Origin of the sequence: Flavobacterium agrisoli (genome assembly GCF_016522065.1) — a bacterium.
Taxonomy (GTDB): Bacteria; Bacteroidota; Bacteroidia; order Flavobacteriales; family Flavobacteriaceae; genus Flavobacterium; species Flavobacterium agrisoli.
This window is the reverse complement of record NZ_JAEHFV010000005.1, coordinates 23,128-46,090: the sequence shown is the minus strand read 5'-3', so window position 1 is coordinate 46,090 and position 22,963 is coordinate 23,128. Positions and strand designations below refer to the sequence as shown.

Genomic DNA, 22,963 nt, shown 5'->3' with positions numbered 1-22,963 from the left:
TTTGATGTATCAAATTAAGATGTGATTTTTTCGAAAAAAAGAAGCTTACTGCTTTCGAGTTAAATTTTTTATAATAAAAACGTTCAGCAACCGTAAACTTTGTTACTTTGTTAAAAATTTTTTTGATGGGATTACGCCTTTTGATTATTGTGGCTCTCTTTTTAGTAGTCGAAATTTATGCTTACCAAGCGGTAAGAACTCTTTTTAAACCCAAATGGCTTTTGATAAGTTATGCACTAATTAGCTTGTTTTTGTTGGTTTATATTGTGTATTCGTTCATGCAATTTGATCGCGCTGTTGGTCAAACACAACATACCATGTTTGTTATGGGGCTTATGTTGTTGGTGTATTTGCCAAAAATTGTGATAACGGTGATTTTGTTAGGCGAAGATGTTTTTAGATTGGGCGCAAGTTTAGTGAATTATTTAATGTATAATTTACCCAAAAACGAGTTAATGCCCGAACGAAGGAAATTTGTTAGTCAACTAGCTTTAGGGTTGGCTGCTGTGCCTTTTTTGTCTTTATTGTATGGTATTTTTGAAGGGAAGTATAATTTTAAAGTAATCAAACAAACTGTTTTTTTTCCAGATTTGCCCGATGCTTTTGACGGATTTAAAATTACACAAATTTCTGATGTGCACAGTGGGAGTTTTGATAATCACGAAAAAATAAATTATGCTATTGATTTAATAAACGATCAGGAAACCGATATGATCTTGTTTACGGGTGATATTGTTAATACACATGCTACCGAAATGCATCCTTGGTTGAACACTTTTAACCGTATAAAGAAATATAAATACGGTAAATTTGCGGTTTTAGGTAATCATGATTATGGCGAATATGTTACATGGCCTTCGCAAAAAGCAAAAGATGATAATTTTAAAGGAATTAAAAATTTATACGGTCAAATAGGTTTTGATTTGTTATTAAATGAACATCGATTCATTGAAAAGGATGGACAAAAATTAGCTTTAGTAGGAGTTGAAAACTGGGGTAAAAACTTTAAGCAAGCAGGCGATTTAAATAAAGCCGCGTTAGGTGTAAATCAGAATGATTTTAAAATACTAATGAGTCATGATCCTAGTCATTGGGAATATGAAATTAAAGAGCATCCTAAAAATTTTCACTTAACTTTTTCGGGACATACACATGGAATGCAATTTGGAATTGAAATTCCCGGTGTTTTTAAATGGAGTGTTGCCGAATACATTTATAAACAATGGGCGGGTTTGTACGAAAACAAAGGTCGTTATGTTTATGTAAATAGAGGGTTTGGGTATCATGCCTATCCGGGTCGAGTGGGTATTATGCCGGAAATAACTGTAATTGAACTAAAAAAGGGCTCAAATGTAGGGTAATTACTTAAAAATGCTACATTTGTATTATATATTTGTTAGTTCATGGGTTTTTAAATAACAAAAATTGTTGCTTATATGTCAAAATTTGGAGAGCTTATAAATGCACAAGTACCAGTATTAATTGATTTTTATACTGAGTGGAATGAATCTTCTGTTTCCATGCATCCTGTAATAAAAGATGTTGCCGCCGCTTTAGGTGATAGAGCAAAGGTGATTAAAATTGATGTTGATAAAAATCAAGAACTAGCCGATGCCCTCCGAATAAAAGGATTGCCTACTTTAATGATTTATAAAGAAGGTCAAATGATTTGGAGACAATCGGGTGAGTTAGATGCCAATACTTTGATTGGTATTGTGCAAGATCAATTTTAAATAAAGATAAATTTTATTGAATAGTTTTAAAAGAATATTGTTGTTCTTTTAAAAATTCAATTGCTTTTGGTAAAGCATACTTTAGATTCGTGGAGGCTTTTATGCTATCATGAAAAACAATAATACTTCCTGTTTTTACATTTTTGATTACATTCTCTAAGCATTTTTTTGGACTTATCGTTTGGTCAAAGTCGGCGCTCAAAACATCCCACATAATTATTTTGTATCCCTTTTTCTGTAAAATGCTTGCTTGACTGCGTGTGATTTTTCCATATGGAGGACGAAATAATTTGCTTTTGATATTGTTTTTTTTCAATATAGATTGGCAAATAGAAATGTTATTTAGATATAAATCGGTGGTGGTTTTCCAGCCGTTGGTATGGTTAAAGGTATGATTGCCTATGGCGTGTTGTTCTTCTTTGATTCTTGTAAAGAGCGAAGGATTTGAATGAATGTTTTTTCCGATGCAAAAAAAAGTAGCTTGAATGTTGTGGGTTTTTAAAACGTCTAGCACCCATTCGGTGATGGCGGGCGTGGGGCCGTCATCAAAAGTGAGGAAAATTTCTTTTTGGTTGTTTGGAATGTCCCAATGGTATTGTTTAAAAAGAAACTTTATAAAACGATTGGTTTTAATCCAGTAGAAGCCCATGTTTTGTGAATTATGATGGTTATAAAATTAAAAAATGCAGCAGTATTTTTCAATAGTGCTGCATTTTTTTATAGTTGTTTTTTAGTTATTCTTTTTCTCTGCCAAAACGTTCGAAAACATTGACGTAAGTGTTGAACGTTTTGCGGTTTTTTTGATAGAATGCATTGTCACCATTCTTTTTCATTACCTCTAGTAAACTTCTGTAGCGTTCAATGTCGGTGATGATAGATATTGCAAGGCTGGTTTGATCGGAAGTATCCAAATAGCTATAGTAATTTAGGTTTTCTTGGTATTTGACAATCAAGTCGCCTAAGAGTTTTTGTGCTTTTTGTGTTTTTCCGATTTTATAAAGGCCATCCGCAAAAGGTTCTACTAAGGAGTAATAGCCAAATTTATCTAAAGGCATTTTGGTTAAGGCCAAATCAATTACTTTTTCGGCTTTGTCTTTTTGTCCTTCTAAAATAAGTTGATTCATCAATCGTGATAAATTAGAGCGGTAGGTAATACTGTTTCTTCTGGTTTCTGGATCGTGGTAAATTTTATCGCTATCGCCGTTACCCCAATCCCATTTCTTCACGATGTTGTACATTTTTTCCGAATCAATTTGTCCCATATCCATCGGGCCGTTGTCTTTTTTAAATGGGGTTTTAACTGGTACCAATTTGTATACCATTCCTTCTAATTGTAAGTAATCTTTCATCCAAAGGTAATCTTCGGGGTCAAATGCACCACCACTAAAATAAATTGGGCGTTTCCAATTGTTATTGGCTAGTAAATCGAGCATCATCAAGCGGTTTTTGTAAATAGCGCCTCCTTTGATGTCGATATCGATATAAGGCACGATTGAGTCGTTGTATTTCGGATTTACCACCTTGTTTTGAATGATGGTGTTTTTATCAACCGGAATTCGGATTTTATTTGTTGGGTAAAAATGAATGGTTTGACCATTTTGCATTTCAACAGTTGATTTCGGGTTTTTAATAAAATCGATAAAGGCTTTTAGTTCCCAACGGCTATCAATTTTAGGAATGTGTGCTACATAATTTAATTTGTCACCCACATATTGTTCGTGTTCAAACGAAATAGGTAGTGCATTCGATTCGTATGTTTTTGTTTTCATTTGATCGATATACCAATCGGTCATGAATAAACTGGTGTTGACAATTTTAACATCGGTTCGAATCCCTTCAATTTCTTGTGCGTACCAAAGCGGGAAAGTGTCGTTATCGCCAATGGTAAACAGAATGGCATTTTTATCGCATGAATTTAGATAATTTTTAGCCAATGCCACAGCAGTGTAACGGTTGGAGCGATCGTGATCGTCCCAGTTTTGTGAGGCTATTAATAGAGGTGCGGCTACCAAACAAACGCTAATCACTACTGGAGCCGCGATTTTAGGAGCTAGGTATTTTTGAATGCTTTCGTATAATGAATATACGCCAAATCCAACCCAAATAGCAAATACATAAAATGAGCCCACTAAGGCATAATCTCGTTCTCTAGGTTCAAAAGGGCGTTCGTTTAGGTAAATTTTTAAAGCGAGACCTGTGAATAAAAACAAGGTTAGCAAAACGTAAAAACTTTTACGGTCTTTCGTAGCGTGGTACATTAAGCCAATTAGTCCTAAGATAAAAGGAAGGAAAAAGTAAGTGTTTCTACCTTTGTTGTTTTTAACATCACTTGGTAGGTTGTCTTGTGGTCCCAAGTGTAAGGTGTCCATAAATTTGATACCACTTATCCAATTACCATCTAAATTATCGTATTTTCCTTGTTCGTCGTTTTGTCTTCCCACAAAATTCCACATCAAATACCTCCAATACATGTACCCGAATTGGTATTCGAACATAAAGCTGAAATTATCGGCGGTGGTTGGTTTTTCTATGATTAAGTAATCCTGGTAGCTTTTAAGGAATTTAACGTAACCGTCGTTGTCAATTTGTTTCTGTGCATAAGCCGTACGAAACTCGGATATTGTTTTTTCAACTTCGTTACGCAATTGCGCAATGGCTCGTTTGTATTCGTCTTCCGAAAGTTGTGAAGGATCAATGCCGTAGCGTTGCAAGTCAGCTTCGTAATCGTAATTTGGATTAAGTCGAAATGCAGGCGGATTGGTAAAATTGATGTAGTTTTCGATGTGGTCGGTGCTCCACATTCTTGGTAAAAATGTTTTTTGAGCATCATCGGTATTTTGCTCGGCATTTTTATAGTTATTTGTAATAATGTATTTTCCGGTTTTGTAATCGCGTTCGTAGTTGGGTTTTGCATCCCTGTACGGGCTGTTTGGGTCTAATCCAGCAAAAGTCTCTGTATATTGAGGTCCGTAAAACAGCGGGTTAACACCATATTGTTCTCTGTTGTAATACGCTAGAACTTCGGCAGCATCTGATGGTTTGTTTTCGTTGATTACGGTATTGGCATTCGCACGAATTGGCAGCATTAACCAAGTTGAAAATCCAATTAAAATAAATAAGATACACAGTACAATGGTGTTGTAAAAAACCAATCCTTTTTCTTTTGTGTATTTCAATCCAAAATAGAAAAAAGCGATCAAAATAAGCGCTACAATAATGGTTCCTGAGTTAAAAGGAAGTCCCATTTCATTTACCATAAAAACTTCTGTTTTCCCAAAAGAAGCCATAGTAAGTGGTAATAATAATTTGAATATGAACAATAAAATAGCGACTACGACTACGTTGGCTATGATGAAATTCTTGACGGTGACAGTTTGGTAATTTTTAAAGAAATAGATAAAACCAATTGCAGGAATAGTCAGTAAAGCCATAAAGTGTACCCCAAATGATAGTCCCACAATCAAAGAAATGATAAGCAGCCATTTGTTTCCTCTAGCGGTATGCATATCTTGTTCCCATCGCAAACCAAGCCACAACAATAAAGAAATAAGTAACGTGGCCATGGCGTATACTTCGGCTTCCACTGCGTTAAACCAAAAACTATCCGAAAAAGCAAAAGTTAAAGCTCCAATAAAAGAGCTGCCTAAAATGGCGATGGCGTTGTTTTGATTGATTTCGGTAGTTTGTGATACAATTTTCTTCAAAATCATTGCGGAAGACCAGAACAAAAACAAGATGGTAAACGCGCTCGAAAAAACGGACATCATATTCACCATAAAAGCAATGTGTTGTGCATCTAATCCGAACATTGCAAAAAAGGCACCCATCATTTGAAACAAAGGTGCTCCAGGAGGGTGTCCTACTTCGAGTTTTGCTGCTGTGGCAATGTATTCGCCGCAATCCCAAAAGCTCATGGTAGGCTCAACAGTTAAAGTATATGTGATTAAAGCGATTGAAAAAGTAAACCAACCAATAATAGTATTCCATTTATTGAAATTGAATTGTATCATGTTTTGAGGTTAAAAGGTATTTGTTATAAATAAATACAAAGAAAATGTTTTTTTGTGTAAAGAAAAGGACATTGCTAAAAAAAACGGCTAAAAACTATTAGGGGTTTTGCGTGGTGGGTTTTGAGTTGATTTTGAAATGGTTAGAATTTGAAGTTGAAAAAAGATTCAAAAAATGGAAAAAATCTTTTCAAAAAATTTGTGCAAACTAAAAAAAGCTATAAATTTGCACTCGCTTAACCGCTGATACTGGCCTATGGTGTAATGGTAACACTACGGTTTTTGGTGCCGTCTTTCTAGGTTCGAGTCCTAGTAGGCCAACAAAAAGCCTCTCATTTGAGAGGTTTTTTTGTATTCTATTGTTTTGGAATAGTGGGTGTGAATCGGCTCTTTTATGGGTTTTATTTATAAGAGGTAAGGTTGTGGATCGGTTTAAAAGTCTTAGAATGTGTTTTTTTGAGATAAAATAACTATATTTGCACAATTATTTATTAAAAACTAAATAATGAGGGGGCTTTAAGTCCCCTCTTTTTATAAAAATATGACATTCAAAGAAACAGTAAAAGGACTTATAGACGAAGCGCTTTTAGAAAAGCCTAGTATTTTTTTGGTCGATTTGAAAGTTACAGACGCTTTTAAAGTGTTGGTTGATTTAGATGGTGATACCGGTGTTACTTTGCAAGATTGCATTGATGTAAGTCGCGCTATCGAATCTAATTTGGATAGAGAAGCACAGGATTTTTCATTAGAGGTGGCTTCGGTTGGTGTGGGTTCTCCGCTTCAAATGATTCGCCAATATAAAAAAAATGTTGGCAGAACTTTAATTGTAACTACTCAAACTGAAAAAATTGAAGCTGAATTAGTTGAGGCTAATGAAGATTTTATAATTTTGTCTTGGGAAGCAAGAGAGCCAAAAAAAGTTGGAAAAGGAAAAGAAACAGTTGTAAAAGAACAAAAGATCCCTTATGTAGATATTAAGGAGGCTATTGTTACAGTAACATTTTAATTAATAGAATTCGCATGGAAAATTTAGCATTAATCGATTCATTTTCAGAGTTTAAAGATGATAAACTTATTGATCGTGTAACGCTTATGGCAATCTTAGAAGATGTATTTAGAAATGCATTAAAGAAAAAATACGGTTCAGATGATAATTTTGATATTATTATAAACCCTGATAAAGGGGATATGGAAATTTGGAGAAGACGTGTTATTGTTGCTGATGAAGATTTGGATTTCGAGAATGAGGAGATTACGCTAACAGAAGCTCGAAAAATTGAAGCTGATTTTGAAATTGGAGAAGAGGTTTCGGAAGAGGTTAAATTAATTGATTTGGGAAGAAGAGCTATTTTGGCTTTGCGTCAAAACTTAATTTCTAAAATTCACGAGCACGATAATACCAATTTATATAAACAATTTAAAGATTTAATTGGAGATATCTACACAGCCGAAGTGCATCATGTGCGACCGAGAGTTGTGATTTTGGTTGATGATGAAGGAAACGAGATTGTGTTGCCAAAAGAAAAACAAATTCCATCAGATTTCTTCCGAAAAGGAGATAACGTACGAGGGATTATCGAAAGTGTAGAATTAAAAGGGAATAAGCCTCAGATTATTATGTCTAGAACTTCGGAGAAGTTTTTGGAGAAATTATTTGAACAAGAGATTCCAGAGGTTTTTGATGGTTTGATTAATGTGAAAAATGTAGTGCGTATTCCAGGTGAAAAAGCAAAAGTAGCTGTTGATTCTTACGATGATCGTATTGATCCGGTAGGTGCTTGTGTGGGAATGAAAGGATCGCGTATTCATGGAATTGTTAGGGAATTGGGTAACGAAAATATTGACGTTATTAATTACACGAGTAATATCCAATTGTATATAACGAGAGCGCTTAGCCCCGCTAAAGTTTCTTCTATTAAAATAAATGAAGAAGCAAAAAGAGCTGAAGTCTTTTTGAAATTGGAAGAAGTTTCAAAAGCAATTGGTCGCGGAGGACATAATATTAAATTAGCAGGTTTGTTAACAGGTTATGAACTCGATGTGATTAGAGAAGGTGATATAGCGGGTACAACTTCTGATGAAGATGATGTTGAATTGACAGAATTCTCGGATGAAATTGAAGAATGGATTATAGATGAATTTGCAAAAATAGGTTTGGATACTGCTAAGAGTATCTTAAAACATGATGTAGATGATTTAGTAAGACGTACCGATTTGGAGGAGGAAACTATTTTAGATGTGATGCGTATACTAAAAGAAGAGTTTGATAGCTAAACTATTGAATTCATAGAACACAACAAAATTAGCTAATAATAAAAAGATTTTATGTCTGAAGAGAGAGTAATACGAATTAACAAGGTTTTAAGGGAATTAAATATTTCATTAGAAAGAGCAGTAGATTATCTAAAAGATAAGGGCATTGCAATTGATGCTAATCCAAATGCAAAAATTTCTAATCAAGAATTTAATATTCTCCAAAATCAATTTGCGGGCGATAAAGGGAATAAAGAGGCCTCTAAAGAGGTTGGAGAAGAAAAAAGAAAAGAAAAAGAAGCGTTGCGTTTAGAGCGCGAAAAAGAAATCGAAGAAAAGCGCAAGCAAGATGAAGAGCGTTTGAGACAGCAAGAAATTATCAAAGCAAAAGCTGTTGTTTCGGGACCTGTTCAGGTAGGTAAAATCGATTTAAATCTTAAAAAACCAGCAATTGTTTCCAATACTCCATCAGAAGATCATCATTCTAAAAAAGAAGAAGCTAAAGAATCCTTTGTTGCTCCAGTTGCCAAAACAGAATCCAAACCATTAACACCAAAAGTAGAAACGGAAAAACCTTCCGAAGAAACTCCGGTGAAAAAAGAAAAAGAGTCTGGAAATGCAATTAAAGTTGAAAAAATAGACAGCGTTAATTCAGATGGAACGCCAGTTGAGGAAACCATTACGACGCAATATCAAAAACTTTCAGGTACTAAGTTGACTGGACAAACTATCGATTTGTCGCAATTTAATAAACCGAAAAAGAAAAAAGAAGATCCAAAAAATACAGCCAATAAACCAGGTACTCCAGGAGCTGGTAATAATGTAAATAAAAATAAAAGAAAAAGGATTCCAACTAAACCAGGTGCTCCAGGTGCAGGTGGTCCGCAACGACCTCCCGGAACTCCAAATCCTAATAAAGTGGTTCCTAATGCTGGAGGCGCACATAATAAAGGGCAACGTCCTGGTTTTGTAAAAGGAAATCGTCCTGCTATTGTGGCCAAAGTAGAGCCTACAGAAGAGGAAGTTAAAAATCAAATTCGTGAAACTTTAGAAAAACTACAAGGTAAAGGTGGTAAATCTAAAGCGGCCAAATATAGACGTGATAAACGTGAAACACATCGTCAGAAATCGGATGATGAACAAAGAGCATTAGAAGAAGGTAGTAAGACTATTAAAGTTACTGAATTCGTAACGGTAGGGGAGATTGCGATCATGATGGATGTGCCTATTACGAAAGTGATTGGAACGTGTATGTCTCTTGGAATCATGGTTACCCAAAATCAACGTTTGGATGCGGAGACCTTAACGATTGTAGCGGATGAATTTGGTTATGATGTGGAATTCATTACGGTTGATATTGAAGAAGCCATTGAGGTGGTTGAGGATAAAGAAGAAGATCTTCAATTGCGTGCACCAATTGTTACAGTTATGGGACACGTTGACCACGGAAAAACCTCTTTATTGGATTATATTCGTAAAGAAAATGTTATTGCGGGCGAGTCAGGAGGAATTACACAGCATATCGGTGCTTATGGGGTAACGCTTGAAAACGGTCAAAAAATAGCTTTTTTGGATACGCCAGGTCACGAAGCTTTTACGGCTATGCGTGCACGTGGAGCGCAATTGACGGATATTGTTATTATTGTAATTGCGGCTGATGATGACATCATGCCTCAAACAAAAGAAGCTATTAGTCATGCTCAAGCAGCGGGTGTTCCTATTATTTTTGCTATTAATAAAGTAGATAAGCCAAATGCTAATCCTGAGAAAATTAAAGAAAGATTAGCTGGTATGAATTTATTGGTTGAAGAATGGGGTGGTAAAATCCAATCGCATGATATTTCGGCCAAAACAGGTCTTGGTGTAAAAGATCTTTTAGAAAAAGTATTATTAGAAGCAGAAATTTTAGATTTAAAATCCAATCCGAACAAATTAGCACAAGGAGCTGTTGTTGAGGCTTATTTGGATAAAGGAAAAGGATATGTTTCGACTATTATGGTCCAACATGGTACTTTGAAAATTGGCGATTATATGTTGGCTGGTAAACATCATGGTAAAATTAAAGCCATGCATGATGAAAGAGGTAATGTGTTAAAAGAGGCGGGTCCTTCAACACCAGTGTCTGTATTGGGATTGGATGGAGCGGCAACGGCTGGAGATAAATTTAATGTGTTTGATGATGAAAAAGAAGCCAAGCAAATTGCTTCTAAACGTTCTCAATTGATGCGTGAGCAGTCGGTACGAACACAACGTCATATTACACTTGATGAAATTGGACGTCGTATTGCTTTGGGTCAATTTAAAGAATTAAATGTGATTCTTAAAGGAGACGTGGATGGTTCTGTTGAAGCCTTATCAGATTCGTTCTCTAAATTGTCGACAGAAGAAATTCAAATCAATATCATTCATAAAGGAGTTGGAGCGATTACCGAGACCGATGTAATGTTGGCTTCGGCTTCAGATGCTATTATTATCGGATTTAACGTTCGTCCTGCAGGAAATGCTAGACAATTGGCAGATAAGGAAGAAATCGATATCCGTTATTATTCTATTATTTATGCTGCTATCGATGACTTGAAAGATGCGATGGAAGGAATGTTGGCTCCAGAGATGAAAGAAGAGGTATTAGGTACTGCTGAGATTAGAGAGTTGTTTAAAATCTCTAAAGTAGGAACTATTGCAGGATGTATGGTTACGGATGGTAAAATTACTAGAAACGGTAAGATTAGAATTATTCGTGATGGAGTAGTGGTTCACGAAGGAGAATTGGTTGCTTTAAAGCGTTTTAAAGACGATGTAAAAGAAGTTTCTAAAGGATATGATTGTGGTATTCAAATTAAAGGATACAACGATATTGAAGAACGTGATGTTATCGAATCGTATCACGAAGTTGCTATCAAGAAAAAATTGAAATAATATAGATCTATTTTAATTGAATGTAGATAAAAAAATCCCGAGCAATCGGGATTTTTTTTGTTTGAAATTGTTTCTTTTTTTAACTTTTTTTTGCGAAATTAAATTCCTTGTGGTTTGATCAAAAAAACGTTTCCGAATCTTTTTTTGATATCGATTAAATTCTTTTCGCCTTCAATTCTGTTTTCGAAATTCCCCACTAAAACTTTGTAATTAGGTGTGTTAAAGACGATGGTAGCATCGATGTTGCTAAATTCGGTTTTGAAGTCGTTTAGAGCCTTTTTTGCCTCCTCGCTCTTACCACTATAAATTTGAATCCAATAGCTGTTGTTGTTCGTGTTTGTGGTATTTAATTTACGTTTTTCTGTTAATATTTGTTCAAATTTAGGATCTTGTTGGAGAGTGGTGTTTTTTTCTTGTGCCTGCATCATGTAGGTAAAAATACTTAGACCGATAGTTAAAAATGTTTTACTGGTAGGACTTAAATTTCTCATAACGTGTCGTTTTTTATACAAATGTACTATTTATGTAATGTAAGTAGGTGTTGTGAATTTATTTAGAATTGATATAAATTGATATTTAAGACTATTTTAAGGTTTTGAGAATAGTTCTTAAATTGTATTTTTGTGCAAGTTTTAAAAGAGGGTGTTGTTTTGTGCTTTGTCTTGAACGAAATATATTAAAAATAACGCTAAAATTAGTAGATAATTATTGTACTATATGAAAAAGGTGGGTAACCATAATTCGATTTTAAGAAAATTACTGTTTAGTTTGTCTTTGACGGTAGTTTTTTCGTTGACTTCAATTGCTCAAGAAGCTGCTGCGCCTGCGGCAGAAGAGGCTCCTGCGGCTCAAAGCGGTGGTGATGCAGCTAAGGGTAAAGAACTTTTTAATGCTAATTGTGCAGCTTGTCATAAGTTGGATGCTAAATCTACAGGACCTGCTTTACGTGGTGTTATAGAAAGGCATGATGCGGCTTGGTTGTACAAGTGGGTTCATAATAGTTCTGAATTAATTGCTTCAGGTGATGCTGCTGCAGTTAAGATTTTTGAAGAATATAATAAAGTTCCGATGACTCATTTTCCTCAGTTGTCAACTGGGGATATTGATAATATCATAGCTTATACTTCTGAGCCGAAAGCGGAGCCGGCGGCAGCGCCTGGTGGTCAGGTTGCGGTAGCAGGTGCTTCACAAGATTCAGGTATTTCAAATACTGTAATTTTGGGAGCTTTGGCTTTGGTTATGGTGATGTTGGTGGTAATGTTGTTTCTAGTTAACAATGTGTTGCGTAAAGTAGCAAGTGCTAATGGGATTGAGGTTGCTGCTAAAGAAGCTAAGTTGCCAATATGGAAGGCGTTTGTTAAAAATCAGTTTTTGGTTTTGGTTAGTGCGATCTTTTTATTGTTGGCTAGTGGTTATTTTGTTTATGGATTTTTGATGCAAGTGGGTATTGATCAAAATTATGAGCCAATTCAGCCAATTCATTTCTCACACAGAATTCACGCAGGAGATAACGAGATTAACTGTAAGTATTGTCACTCTGCAGCAAGAGTAAGTAAGAACTCAGGTATTCCTTCTTTGAATGTTTGTATGAACTGTCATAAAAACATTTCAGAAGTTGCTGAGACTACTGCAACTCCGGAATACAGTAAAGCTTTTTATGATGAGCAAATTCAAAAATTATATACTGCGGTAGGTTGGGATAAAAATTCGCAATCCTATACAGGAAAAACGCAACCAGTTAAATGGGTTCGTATTCATAATTTACCTGATTTTGTTTACTTTAATCACTCACAACACGTAACAGTTGCTGGTATTGAGTGTCAGAAATGTCACGGACCAGTTGAAACGTTTGAGATTCAAAAACAATTTGCTCCATTAACTATGGGATGGTGTATTGATTGTCATAGAAAAACAGATGTTAAAATGGAAGGTAATGCTTATTATGAAAAAATACATGCTGAGCTTTCTAAGAAATACGGTGTTGAAAAATTGACCGCTGCGCAAATGGGTGGTTTGGAGTGTGGTAAATGCCACTATTAATCGAATTATTAAGTTTTTAATATATATATACAATGTCATCAAACAAAAAATACTGGAAAAGTGTTGAAGAGCTAGACGAGAATAGTTCTATTGTTGAGGCGCTTAGAAATAACGAATTTGTTGAAGAAATTCCTACGGATGAGTTTTTGGGTAACGAAGCTTTGGCTTCTTCTTCAACATCACGTCGTGACTTTTTAAAGTACGTTGGTTTTAGTACTGCTGCGGTTACTTTGGCAGCTTGCGAAGGGCCTGTAAATAAATCAATTCCTTATGTGCTTCAACCGGAGCAAATTATACCAGGAGTAGCTGATTATTATGCTACTACTGTTTTTGATGGTTTTGATTTTGCTAATATCTTGGTTAAAACAAGAGAAGGGCGTCCGATTAAAATTGAAAATAATACCATTGAGGGAGCTCGTTTTTCGGCTAATGCTAGGGTTCATGCTTCTGTTTTGTCTTTGTATGATAGTTTACGCTTGAAAGAGCCTAAAATTTCGGGTAAAGATGCTTCTTGGTCTGAGGTTGATGCTAAAATAAAAGCAAGTTTGGCTGATGCTAAAACAAAAAATGGACAAGTTGTTTTGTTGACTTCGACAATTGCTAGTCCATCAACTGCAAAATTAATTGCTGATTTTGCTAGTAAAAATCCAAATTTTAAGCATGTAACGTATGATGCTGTTTCTTCTTCTGAAGCATTAGATGCTTTTGAATCTGTTTACGGTGAGCGTGCTTTGGTTGATTATGATTTTTCAAAATCTTCTTTAATTGTGAGTGTTGGTGCTGATTTTCTTGGGGATTGGCAAGGAGGAGGATACGATGCAGGATATGCTCAAGGAAGAATTCCTAGAAATGGAAAAATGTCTCGTCATTTCCAATTTGAATCTAATATGACTTTATCTGGAGCTGCTGCTGACAAGCGTATTTCTTTAACTACGTTTGCTCAAAAACAAGCTTTAGTTCAAATTTATAATATAGTTGTTGGTGCGTCTGTTGATGTGAAATTAGATGCGGCTGTTAAATCGGAAGTGGTTAAAGCGGCTCAACAATTAAAAGCGGCTGGTTCCAAAGGTGTTTTGGTTTCTGGTCTTGATGATAAAAATGCGCAATTGTTGGTTTTAGCAATTAACAATGCTTTATCAAGTGAAGCTTTTTCTACTGCGGGTACTAGACAAATTCGTAAAGGATCAAATGCTGTAGTAGCGCAATTGCTAGCTGATATGAAAGCGGGTGGTGTGCATACTTTGTTAATGAACGGTGTGAATCCTGTTTATACATTAGCTGATTCGGAAGCATTTGTTTCTGGATTGAAAAAAGTCACAACTTCTGTTTCTTTTGCTATTAGAGAAGACGAAACGGCTTCTTTGTCAACTATTGCTGCTCCAGTTCCTCATTATTTAGAAGCTTGGGGAGATGTTGAAATTACAAAAGGAACTTATAGTTTGATGCAACCTACTATACGTCCTATTTTCAATACGAAGCAATTTGAAGAAGTTTTAATGTCTTTGAATGGTACTGCTGGTTCTTACTATGATTATGTGAAATCAAATGCTGCATCGGTAATTGGTCTTGCTAGTTGGAACAAAGTGCTTCATGATGGCTTGTTTGTTGCGGGTTCTACTGCGTTAAGTGCTGGAGCTGTTGATTATACTGCTGCTGCAAACGCTGTTGCTGCTTCTAAACCAGTTTCAGGCATGGAATTGGTGTTGTATACTAAAACTGGTATGGGAGATGGACAGCAAGCTAATAATCCTTGGTTGCAAGAATTTCCAGATCCTTTAACAAGAGTTTCTTGGGATAATTATGTTACTGTTTCTAATGCAGATGCTAAAAAGATTGGTTTAACTAACGAAATTGTTGCCAATGGTGGTTTGAACGGAAGTTATGCTACGGTAACTGTAAATGGTATAAAATTAGAAAATGTTCCAGTAATTGTACAGCCTGGTCAAGCAGTTGGTACTGTTGGTATGGCGGTTGGTTACGGGCGTAAAGCGGCTCTTAAAGAAGAAATGGCGGTAGGTGTTAATGCTTACGCTTTATATAAAAACTTTAATAATGTTCAATCGGTTGTTGTTGAGGCAGCTGGAGGAGAGCATGAATTTGCTTGTGTTCAGGGACAAAAAACCTTAATGGGTCGTGGTGATATTATTAAAGAAACTACATTAGAAGTATTCAATACAAAAGACGCAGAGCATTGGAACGAACAACCGATGGTTTCGTTGGATCATAAAGAAGTTGAGGCTACCTCAGTTGATTTATGGGATTCATTTGATCGTTCGACAGGTCATCACTTTAATTTGTCTATTGACTTAAATGCTTGTACAGGTTGTGGGGCATGTGTTATTGCTTGTCACGCTGAAAATAACGTACCAGTAGTTGGTAAGTCAGAAGTAAGAAGAAGTCGCGATATGCACTGGTTGCGTATTGACAGGTATTATTCTGCTGATGCTACCTTTGCAGAAGATGTAGAAAGAAAAGAAAACATTGCAGGATTGTCTAGTTCCTTATCTACTTTTAATGAAATGGAAAATGCTGCTGATAATCCACAAGTTGCTTTCCAACCTGTAATGTGTCAACATTGTAATCACGCACCTTGTGAAACAGTTTGCCCAGTAGCTGCTACCTCTCATGGTCGCCAAGGTCAAAACCACATGGCTTATAACAGATGTGTTGGAACGCGTTATTGTGCGAATAACTGTCCTTATAAAGTTCGTCGTTTTAACTGGTTCTTGTATAATAAAAACAGTGAGTTTGATTATCACATGAATGACGATTTAGGTAGGATGGTATTGAATCCAGATGTAAATGTTCGTTCTCGTGGTGTTATGGAAAAATGTTCAATGTGTATTCAAATGACTCAATTGACTATTTTAACCGCTAAGCGTGAAGGTAGAACTGTTAAGTCGGATGAATTCCAAACCGCTTGTTCGGCAGCTTGTTCTTCTGGAGCGATGGTATTTGGCGATGTTAACAATAAAGAAAGTGATGTGGCTCAATTAGCAGAAAGTGAAAGAATGTACCACTTATTGGAGCATGTTGGAACAAAACCTAACGTTTTCTACCACGTTAAAGTTAGAAATATTTAGTAAATTATTAATTAAGAAACATATAAAGGATTATGTCGTCTCACTACGAAGCACCCATTAGAAAACCTTTAGTTATAGGTGATAAATCATATCATGATGTAACTGTAGATGTGGCAGCACCTGTTGAAGGGCCTGCAAATAAACAATGGTGGATTGTATTTTCAATCGCATTAACTGCCTTTCTTTGGGGTATAGGTTGTATTATCTACACCGTATCTACAGGTATTGGAACATGGGGATTAAATAAAACAGTTGGTTGGGCATGGGATATTACTAACTTCGTTTGGTGGGTTGGTATTGGTCACGCAGGAACCTTAATTTCCGCAGTATTGTTATTGTTCCGTCAACGATGGAGAATGGCAATTAACCGATCTGCAGAAGCTATGACTATTTTCTCGGTAGTACAAGCAGGTTTGTTTCCTATTATTCACATGGGGCGTCCTTGGATGGCTTACTGGGTATTGCCAATTCCGAATCAATTTGGCTCTTTATGGGTTAACTTTAACTCGCCTTTACTTTGGGATGTATTTGCTATTTCCACTTATCTTTCTGTTTCGCTTGTTTTCTGGTGGACTGGTTTATTGCCTGACTTTGCTATGCTTAGGGATCGTGCTATAACGCCATTTAACAAAAGAATCTATTCTATTTTGAGTTTTGGATGGAGTGGTAGAGCAAAAGATTGGCAACGTTTTGAAGAAGTATCTTTGGTTTTAGCTGGTTTGGCAACACCACTTGTACTTTCGGTTCACACCATTGTATCGATGGACTTTGCTACTTCGGTAATTCCGGGATGGCATACCACGATTTTCCCTCCTTATTTCGTTGCAGGAGCGGTTTTCTCGGGATTTGCAATGGTAAACACCTTGTTAATTGTAATGAGAAAAGTATCTAACCTTGAAGCTTATATTACTTTGCAACATATCGAATTGATGAATATTATCATCATGATTACTGGATCTATTGTTGGGGTAGCTTATATTACTGAGTTGTTTGTAGCTTGGTATTCAGGAGTAGAATATGAGCAATATGCTTTCTTGAATAGAGCAACAGGGCCTTACTGGTGGGCATACTGGTCGATGATGACTTGTAATGTGTTTTCACCTCAATTTATGTGGTTCAAAAAATTAAGAACCAGTATCATGTTCTCTTTTATTATTTCGATTGTGGTAAATATCGGAATGTGGTTTGAGCGTTTTGTAATTATTGTAACGTCGTTGCATAGAGACTACTTGCCTTCATCATGGACAATGTTCTCGCCAACGTTTGTAGATATTGGTATTTTCATTGGTACAATTGGTTTCTTCTTTGTATTGTTTTTATTGTATTCAAGAACATTCCCAGTGATTGCACAAGCGGAAGTAAAAACAATCTTAAAAGCAACTGGAGATAATTATATTAGAGAAAGAAAAGAAAATAAACATTCACATCATGAATAATAAAGTAATATACGCCATTTATAATGACGATGATATTTTGATGGATGCTGTTAAATCAACTAGAGCAGCACATCATCATATTGAGGAAGTTTTTACTCCATTTCCTGTGCATGGATTGGATAAAGCTATGGGATTAGCGCCTTCAAGATTAGCTATTTGTGCTTTCTTGTATGGTTGTGTTGGGATTTCATTTGCTACTTTCATGATGAGTTATATTATGATTCATGATTGGCCACAAGATATTGGTGGAAAGCCAAGTTTTAGTTTTATTCAAAATATGCCGGCATTCGTTCCGATTATGTTTGAGATGACTGTCTTTTTTGCTGCTCACTTAATGGTGATTACTTTTTACATGAGAAGTAGAATTTGGCCATTTAAAGAAGCTGAAAATCCAGATGTAAGAACTACAGATGACCATTTTTTAATGGAGGTAGCTGTTAATGATAATGAAGAGGAATTAATTTCTTTTTTTCAAAAAACAGGTGCAGTTGAAGTTAAAGTAATAGAAAAGAATTAATTGCAACTATGAAAAGAGTATATACAATAGCGCTATTAGTTGGCATGGCAATTTTGAGTTCCTCATGTCATAATAAAAATGAGCCTAACTATCAATATTTTCCTAATATGTACGAATCAACTGGATATGAAACGTATTCAGAGGCTGCTGTTTTTAAAGGAGGAAAAGAAGGGCAATTGCCAGTTGAAGGAACTATCAATAGGGGTTTTCAGCCTTATGAGTATCCTAATACACCAGAAGGATATGAATTAGCAAAAGTTAATCTAAAATCGCCTTTGGATTCTTTAGAACGTAGTTCTGATAAAGGAAAAGAACTTTTTGAAATTTATTGTATTTCTTGCCACGGAGCAAGTGGTAATGGAAAAGGTAAATTGGTAGAAAGAGAAAAGTTTTTGGGTGTACCTAGCTACAAAGATAGGGATATTACTGAGGGTAGTGTTTTTCATGTTGAAACGTATGGTTTGAATGCAATGGGTTCACATGCTAATCAATTAAGCGCTCACGAACGTTGGTTAGTTGCTGACTATGTTCTTAAACTAAAAAGTCAATTATAATTGTTGAACAAACAGATCACAATAGATATGTATACATTTTCAAGTAAATTAAAAACATTTTCAATCATCTTAATGGTCTTAGGCGTATTAGGAATTGGTTATGGTTTTTTAACTGCCCCTAAAGATATTCATGAAGTTGAATCACTTTTAGCAGAAGAATCTCATCATGGCGGACATGCTGTTGAACATGCTGTAACAGCAAATGCTCACGATGCCCATTCTTCTAAAGATAAACATGTAGCTGATGCTCATCAGGATGCACATACCGAACATTTAGAGCATGTGTTACATCAATTACAAAATAAACCTTGGTCAGCTGTTTATGTTGCCAGTATTTTCTTTTTGTTGTTAACGATGGGTGTGTTGGCTTTTTACGCAATTCAACAAGTAGCTTCAGCCGGATGGTCACCTGTATTGTTTAGAGTAATGCATGGTATTACCTCTTTCTTACCAGTTGCATCTGTTTTGTTTTTCATTATGTTGTTGTTAAGCGGTTTGCATTTTAATCACATTTTTGCTTGGTTAGCTGAAGGTGTTACAGATCCTAATCATGCCAATTACGACGCTATAATTGCTGGTAAGTCAGGTTATTTGAATTTTCCATTTTGGATTCTTCGTGCTGCTATTTTCTTGGCTGGTTGGAATTTGTATAATTATATTTCACGCAAAAATTGCTTAGCTCAAGATGAGGCAAATGATGATTTGTATTACAAAAAGAACTTCAAAGCATCCGCAGGATTCTTAGTTTTCTTTATCGTTTCTGAGTCTATTATGTCTTGGGATTGGATTATGTCTTTTGATCCTCACTGGTTTAGTACTTTATTTGGATGGTATGTTTTTGCTAGCTTCTTTGTAAGTGGTATTACGACTATTGCTTTGGTTACTATTTATTTGAAATCAAAAGGGTTTTTGGAATTTGTGAATACTAGTCACATACACGATTTGGCTAAATTTATGTTCGGTATTAGTATTTTCTGGACGTACTTATGGTTCTCTCAGTTTATGTTAATTTGGTATGCCGATATTCCTGAGGAGGTAACGTATTTTGTCACTCGTATACAAGAATATAATATTACTTTTTTCGGAGCTGTAGTGATGAATTTTGTTTTCCCACTGTTAATTTTAATCAATACTGATTTTAAGAGAATTAGCTGGGTGATTGTTATGGCAGGTACTGTTATTTTAGTAGGTCATTATTTGGATTTCTTTAATATGATAATGCCTGGTTCTGTAGGCGATAGATGGTTTATTGGAGCTGCTGAGATAGGATCTATTTTCTTCTTCTTTGGATTGTTTATTTTGGTTGTGTTTACTGCTTTAACTAAATCGCCACTATTAGCCAAAAGAAATCCGTTTATTGAAGAAAGTAAACATTTTCATTATTAATATTTAAAGATAAAAACAGATGACAAGTTTGTTGGTAATTATAGTTTTAGTTTTATTAGCAGTCGCTTTATGGCAATTGACCAAGATATTTGATCTTACACAAGTGGGGTCACGTGTTGATGATTCTCAAGTAGCTACTGATAAGGATAATAATATTCAAGGGTATTTATTGTTTGGTTTTTTAGCCTTTATTTATATCTTCACTATTTATGGTTTATTGAAATGGGGTAATTTAGTTTTACATACTCCGGCTTCAGAACACGGTGGTCAAGTAGATCATTTGATGAATATTACCTGGATATTGATTTTTACAGTTCAAGTAATTACACAAGGATTGTTGCATTATTTTTCTTTTAAATACAAAGGAGATCAAAATAAAAAAGCGTTATTCTTTGCCGATAGTAATAAATTAGAAGCGATTTGGAGTATCATACCTTCTGTAGTATTAGCTTGTTTGATTCTTTATGGATTGTATGCATGGAATAACATTATGTTTGTTGATAAAGATGAAGATGTTATTGAAATTGAAATTTATGCACAGCAATTTAAATGGACTGCTCGATATGCTGGTGCTGATAATGTTTTAGGTAAAGCAAATGTTAGATTGATTGAAGGTGTAAATACGTTAGGAGTAGATATGTCTGATCCGTATTCACAAGATGATATTGTAGTGTCTGAATTGCATATACCTAAAGGTAAAAAAGTGCATTTCAAAATGCGTTCTCAAGATGTATTGCACTCAGCTTACTTTCCTCACTTTAGAGCTCAAATGAACTGTGTGCCGGGAATGGTTACTGAGTTTGCTTTCACACCGACTTATACCACATCTGAGTATAGAGAATTACCTTATATGGTTGAGAAAGTGGCTAAAATCAATGAAATTCGTTCTAAGAAAAGTACTGAATTGGTAGCTAAAGGTCAAACAGCTTTGGATCCTTATACTTTTGATTATTTGTTGTTGTGTAATAAAATTTGTGGAGCTTCACATTACAACATGCAAATGAAAGTGGTGGTTGATACCCCAGAGGATTATAAAAAATGGTTAAGCGAAAAAACTTCTTTAGCACAAGATATTAAAGCTGCAGCTGCTACACCGGCAGCCCCAGAAGCAGCGGGTGCTGCAGGAACTAGCGATTCAGCAACGGTAGATACCACTGCAGTGAAAGAAGCGGCTAAAGTTGCTATGAAATAAATATTAAGAAAATTTAAAGTATAGATATATGTCAGCAGTAGGTCACGATCATGGACACGATCAAGAACACGAACACCACCATAAAGAGACTTTCATTACTAAATATATTTTTAGTATTGATCATAAAATGATTGCCAAACAATACCTTATTACAGGTATTATTATGGGGGTGATCGGAATTACAATGTCGTTGCTTTTTAGAATGCAATTGGCATGGCCGGAAGAGTCTTTTAAAATTTTTAATGTTTTATTAGGAGATAAATTTGCGCCTGATGGTGTAATGGCAAATGATGTTTATTTGGCATTGGTAACCATTCACGGAACGATAATGGTCTTTTTTGTCTTGACCGCTGGTTTGAGTGGTACTTTTAGTAACTTGTTGATTCCGTTGCAAATTGGTGCACGAGATATGGCATCAGGTTTTATGAACATGATTTCGTACTGGTTGTTCTTCTTGTCTGCTGTAATTATGTTGTCTTCTCTTTTTGTAGAGTCAGGACCTGCTTCAGCTGGTTGGACTATATATCCACCATTAAGTGCCTTGCCACAAGCTATTCCTGGATCAGGGGCTGGTATGACCTTATGGTTGGTTTCTATGGCTATCTTTATTGCCTCTTCTTTAATGGGATCCTTAAATTATATTGTTACGGTTCTTAATTTAAGAACAAAAGGAATGTCTATGACTCGTCTACCTTTGACTATTTGGACGTTTTTTGTAACTGCTATTATTGGAGTGATTTCATTCCCTGTTTTATTATCGGCTGCTTTGTTATTGATTTTTGATAGAAGTTTTGGTACTTCGTTTTTCTTATCTGACATCTATATTGCAGGAGAGGTGTTGCATTATCAAGGTGGTTCGCCAGTATTATTTGAGCACTTGTTTTGGTTTTTAGGACACCCAGAAGTATATATCGTTATTTTACCTGCAATGGGTATTGTTTCTGAAGTAATGGCTACCAATTCTCGTAAACCTATTTTTGGATACCGTGCGATGATTATGTCTGTTTTGGCTATCGCTTTCCTTTCTACGATTGTATGGGGTCACCATATGTTTATTTCGGGAATGAATCCGTTTTTAGGTTCGGTATTTACCTTCACTACCTTATTGATTGCAATTCCGTCGGCTGTAAAAGCATTTAACTGGATTACTACTTTATGGAAAGGTAATTTGCAATTCAATCCGGCTATGTTGTTCTCTATTGGTATGGTTTCGACTTTCATTACTGGAGGATTAACTGGAATCATTTTAGGAGATAGTACTTTGGATATTAACGTTCATGATACTTATTTTGTAATTGCACACTTTCACTTGGTAATGGGTATTTCGGCTCTTTACGGAATGTTTGCGGGTATTTACCATTGGTTCCCTAAGATGTATGGCAGAATGTTGAATAAAAATTTAGGTTATATTCACTTTTGGGTTACTGCAGTTTGTGCTTATGGTGTATTCTTTCCAATGCACTTCATCGGATTAGCGGGTTTACCTAGACGTTATTATACCAATACCAACTTTCCATTATTTGATGATTTGCAAAATGTGAATGTTTTGATTACTACTTTTGCTTTGGTTGGAGGGGCCTTTCAGTTGGTGTTTTTGTATAACTTCTTTAGCAGCATTTTCTACGGTAAAAAAGCAGAACAAAACCCTTGGAAGTCTACTACTTTAGAATGGACTACTCCAGTTGAACATATTCATGGTAACTGGCCAGGAGAAATTCCAGAGGTACACCGTTGGGCATACGATTATAGTAATCCTAATCACGATGTTGATTTTGTACCTCAAACCGTTCCTATGAAAGAAGGTGAAGAAGTGCTTCATCATTAAAATATTATCAAAACCGCTATC

The 22,963-nt window shown here is 35.5% G+C and carries 16 protein-coding genes and 1 tRNA gene; 14 read left to right on the top strand and 3 right to left on the bottom strand.

The genetic code is table 11. From position 1 onward, the window contains the following. The first annotated feature begins 125 nt into the window (after positions 1–125). Positions 126–1,361 carry a metallophosphoesterase gene (locus I5M07_RS11890; protein WP_200106667.1) on the top strand — a complete coding sequence of 412 codons (1,236 nt, stop codon included), beginning with the start codon at positions 126–128 and terminating at the stop codon, positions 1,359–1,361. Between the two features lie 75 nt (positions 1,362–1,436). After that, positions 1,437–1,733, top strand: a complete 297-nt coding sequence (locus tag I5M07_RS11885) for a thioredoxin family protein (RefSeq protein ID WP_200106666.1) — start codon at positions 1,437–1,439, stop codon at positions 1,731–1,733. A gap of 13 nt (positions 1,734–1,746) precedes the next feature. Here I5M07_RS11885 and I5M07_RS11880 read toward each other — a convergent pair whose 3' ends face one another. Then, complete coding sequence (locus I5M07_RS11880) at positions 1,747–2,382, bottom strand: polysaccharide deacetylase family protein (protein ID WP_200106665.1); 636 nt, start codon at positions 2,380–2,382, stop codon at positions 1,747–1,749. 85 nt (positions 2,383–2,467) lie between these two features. After that, on the bottom strand, positions 2,468–5,743 hold the full coding sequence (locus I5M07_RS11875; RefSeq protein WP_200106664.1) for a glycosyltransferase family 117 protein: 3,276 nt from the start codon (positions 5,741–5,743) through the stop codon (positions 2,468–2,470). 247 nt (positions 5,744–5,990) lie between these two features. On the opposite strand from I5M07_RS11875, the gene I5M07_RS11870 reads away from it, so the two are divergent. The 4 genes from I5M07_RS11870 (at position 5,991) to infB (ending at position 10,909) form a co-directional block, all read left to right on the top strand. After that, positions 5,991–6,061, top strand: a tRNA-Gln gene (locus tag I5M07_RS11870). Positions 6,062–6,281: 220 nt separating this feature from the next. After that, positions 6,282–6,746, top strand: a complete 465-nt coding sequence (gene rimP, locus I5M07_RS11865; protein WP_200106663.1) for a ribosome assembly cofactor RimP — start codon at positions 6,282–6,284, stop codon at positions 6,744–6,746. A 14-nt stretch (positions 6,747–6,760) separates the two neighbouring features. Then, complete coding sequence (gene nusA, locus I5M07_RS11860) at positions 6,761–8,014, top strand: transcription termination factor NusA (RefSeq protein WP_200106662.1); 1,254 nt, start codon at positions 6,761–6,763, stop codon at positions 8,012–8,014. 51 nt (positions 8,015–8,065) lie between these two features. Then, the gene (gene infB, locus I5M07_RS11855; RefSeq protein ID WP_200106661.1) at positions 8,066–10,909 is read left to right on the top strand and encodes a translation initiation factor IF-2; all 2,844 of its coding nucleotides are present in this window, start codon (positions 8,066–8,068) and stop codon (positions 10,907–10,909) included. A gap of 98 nt (positions 10,910–11,007) precedes the next feature. Here infB and I5M07_RS11850 read toward each other — a convergent pair whose 3' ends face one another. Then, positions 11,008–11,400: an SPOR domain-containing protein gene (locus I5M07_RS11850; RefSeq protein ID WP_200106660.1), complete on the bottom strand. Its 393-nt coding sequence runs from the start codon at positions 11,398–11,400 to the stop codon at positions 11,008–11,010. Between the two features lie 226 nt (positions 11,401–11,626). On the opposite strand from I5M07_RS11850, the gene I5M07_RS11845 reads away from it, so the two are divergent. The 8 genes from I5M07_RS11845 to I5M07_RS11810 are packed head-to-tail and all read left to right on the top strand — an operon-like array spanning position 11,627 to position 22,942. Then, complete coding sequence (locus I5M07_RS11845) at positions 11,627–12,949, top strand: c-type cytochrome (RefSeq protein ID WP_200106659.1); 1,323 nt, start codon at positions 11,627–11,629, stop codon at positions 12,947–12,949. Positions 12,950–12,981: 32 nt separating this feature from the next. Continuing rightward, complete coding sequence (locus I5M07_RS11840; protein WP_200106658.1) at positions 12,982–16,032, top strand: TAT-variant-translocated molybdopterin oxidoreductase; 3,051 nt, start codon at positions 12,982–12,984, stop codon at positions 16,030–16,032. Positions 16,033–16,064: 32 nt separating this feature from the next. Next, a complete protein-coding gene (gene nrfD / locus I5M07_RS11835; RefSeq protein WP_200106657.1) occupies positions 16,065–17,468 on the top strand; it encodes an NrfD/PsrC family molybdoenzyme membrane anchor subunit in 1,404 nt (467 codons plus the stop codon). Continuing rightward, entirely contained in the window at positions 17,461–17,985 is a 525-nt protein-coding gene (locus I5M07_RS11830) for a DUF3341 domain-containing protein (RefSeq protein ID WP_200106656.1), read from the top strand. Before nrfD ends, I5M07_RS11830 begins: the two co-directional genes overlap by 8 nt. An 8-nt stretch (positions 17,986–17,993) precedes the next feature. After that, positions 17,994–18,539, top strand: coding sequence for a c-type cytochrome (locus tag I5M07_RS11825; protein ID WP_200106655.1), 546 nt, complete (start codon positions 17,994–17,996; stop codon positions 18,537–18,539). 27 nt (positions 18,540–18,566) lie between these two features. Then, the gene (locus I5M07_RS11820) at positions 18,567–19,925 is read left to right on the top strand and encodes a quinol:cytochrome C oxidoreductase (protein ID WP_200106654.1); all 1,359 of its coding nucleotides are present in this window, start codon (positions 18,567–18,569) and stop codon (positions 19,923–19,925) included. Positions 19,926–19,944: 19 nt separating this feature from the next. Beyond that, complete coding sequence (locus I5M07_RS11815; protein WP_200106653.1) at positions 19,945–21,117, top strand: cytochrome c oxidase subunit II; 1,173 nt, start codon at positions 19,945–19,947, stop codon at positions 21,115–21,117. A 28-nt stretch (positions 21,118–21,145) separates the two neighbouring features. After that, positions 21,146–22,942, top strand: coding sequence for a cytochrome c oxidase subunit I (locus I5M07_RS11810; protein WP_200106652.1), 1,797 nt, complete (start codon positions 21,146–21,148; stop codon positions 22,940–22,942). Positions 22,943–22,963 lie beyond the last annotated feature (21 nt).

Coding starts and splice junctions, on each gene's coding strand:
- I5M07_RS11825 (WP_200106655.1), top strand. CDS start 17,994: ATGAAAAGAGTATATACAATAGCGCTATTAGTTGGCATGGCAATTTTG.
- I5M07_RS11880 (WP_200106665.1), bottom strand. CDS start 2,382: ATGGGCTTCTACTGGATTAAAACCAATCGTTTTATAAAGTTTCTTTTT.
- I5M07_RS11890 (WP_200106667.1), top strand. CDS start 126: ATGGGATTACGCCTTTTGATTATTGTGGCTCTCTTTTTAGTAGTCGAA.
- I5M07_RS11840 (WP_200106658.1), top strand. CDS start 12,982: ATGTCATCAAACAAAAAATACTGGAAAAGTGTTGAAGAGCTAGACGAG.
- I5M07_RS11850 (WP_200106660.1), bottom strand. CDS start 11,400: ATGAGAAATTTAAGTCCTACCAGTAAAACATTTTTAACTATCGGTCTA.
- nusA (WP_200106662.1), top strand. CDS start 6,761: ATGGAAAATTTAGCATTAATCGATTCATTTTCAGAGTTTAAAGATGAT.
- I5M07_RS11885 (WP_200106666.1), top strand. CDS start 1,437: ATGTCAAAATTTGGAGAGCTTATAAATGCACAAGTACCAGTATTAATT.
- I5M07_RS11845 (WP_200106659.1), top strand. CDS start 11,627: ATGAAAAAGGTGGGTAACCATAATTCGATTTTAAGAAAATTACTGTTT.
- I5M07_RS11875 (WP_200106664.1), bottom strand. CDS start 5,743: ATGATACAATTCAATTTCAATAAATGGAATACTATTATTGGTTGGTTT.
- infB (WP_200106661.1), top strand. CDS start 8,066: ATGTCTGAAGAGAGAGTAATACGAATTAACAAGGTTTTAAGGGAATTA.
- I5M07_RS11810 (WP_200106652.1), top strand. CDS start 21,146: ATGTCAGCAGTAGGTCACGATCATGGACACGATCAAGAACACGAACAC.
- I5M07_RS11815 (WP_200106653.1), top strand. CDS start 19,945: ATGACAAGTTTGTTGGTAATTATAGTTTTAGTTTTATTAGCAGTCGCT.
- I5M07_RS11830 (WP_200106656.1), top strand. CDS start 17,461: ATGAATAATAAAGTAATATACGCCATTTATAATGACGATGATATTTTG.
- I5M07_RS11820 (WP_200106654.1), top strand. CDS start 18,567: ATGTATACATTTTCAAGTAAATTAAAAACATTTTCAATCATCTTAATG.
- nrfD (WP_200106657.1), top strand. CDS start 16,065: ATGTCGTCTCACTACGAAGCACCCATTAGAAAACCTTTAGTTATAGGT.
- rimP (WP_200106663.1), top strand. CDS start 6,282: ATGACATTCAAAGAAACAGTAAAAGGACTTATAGACGAAGCGCTTTTA.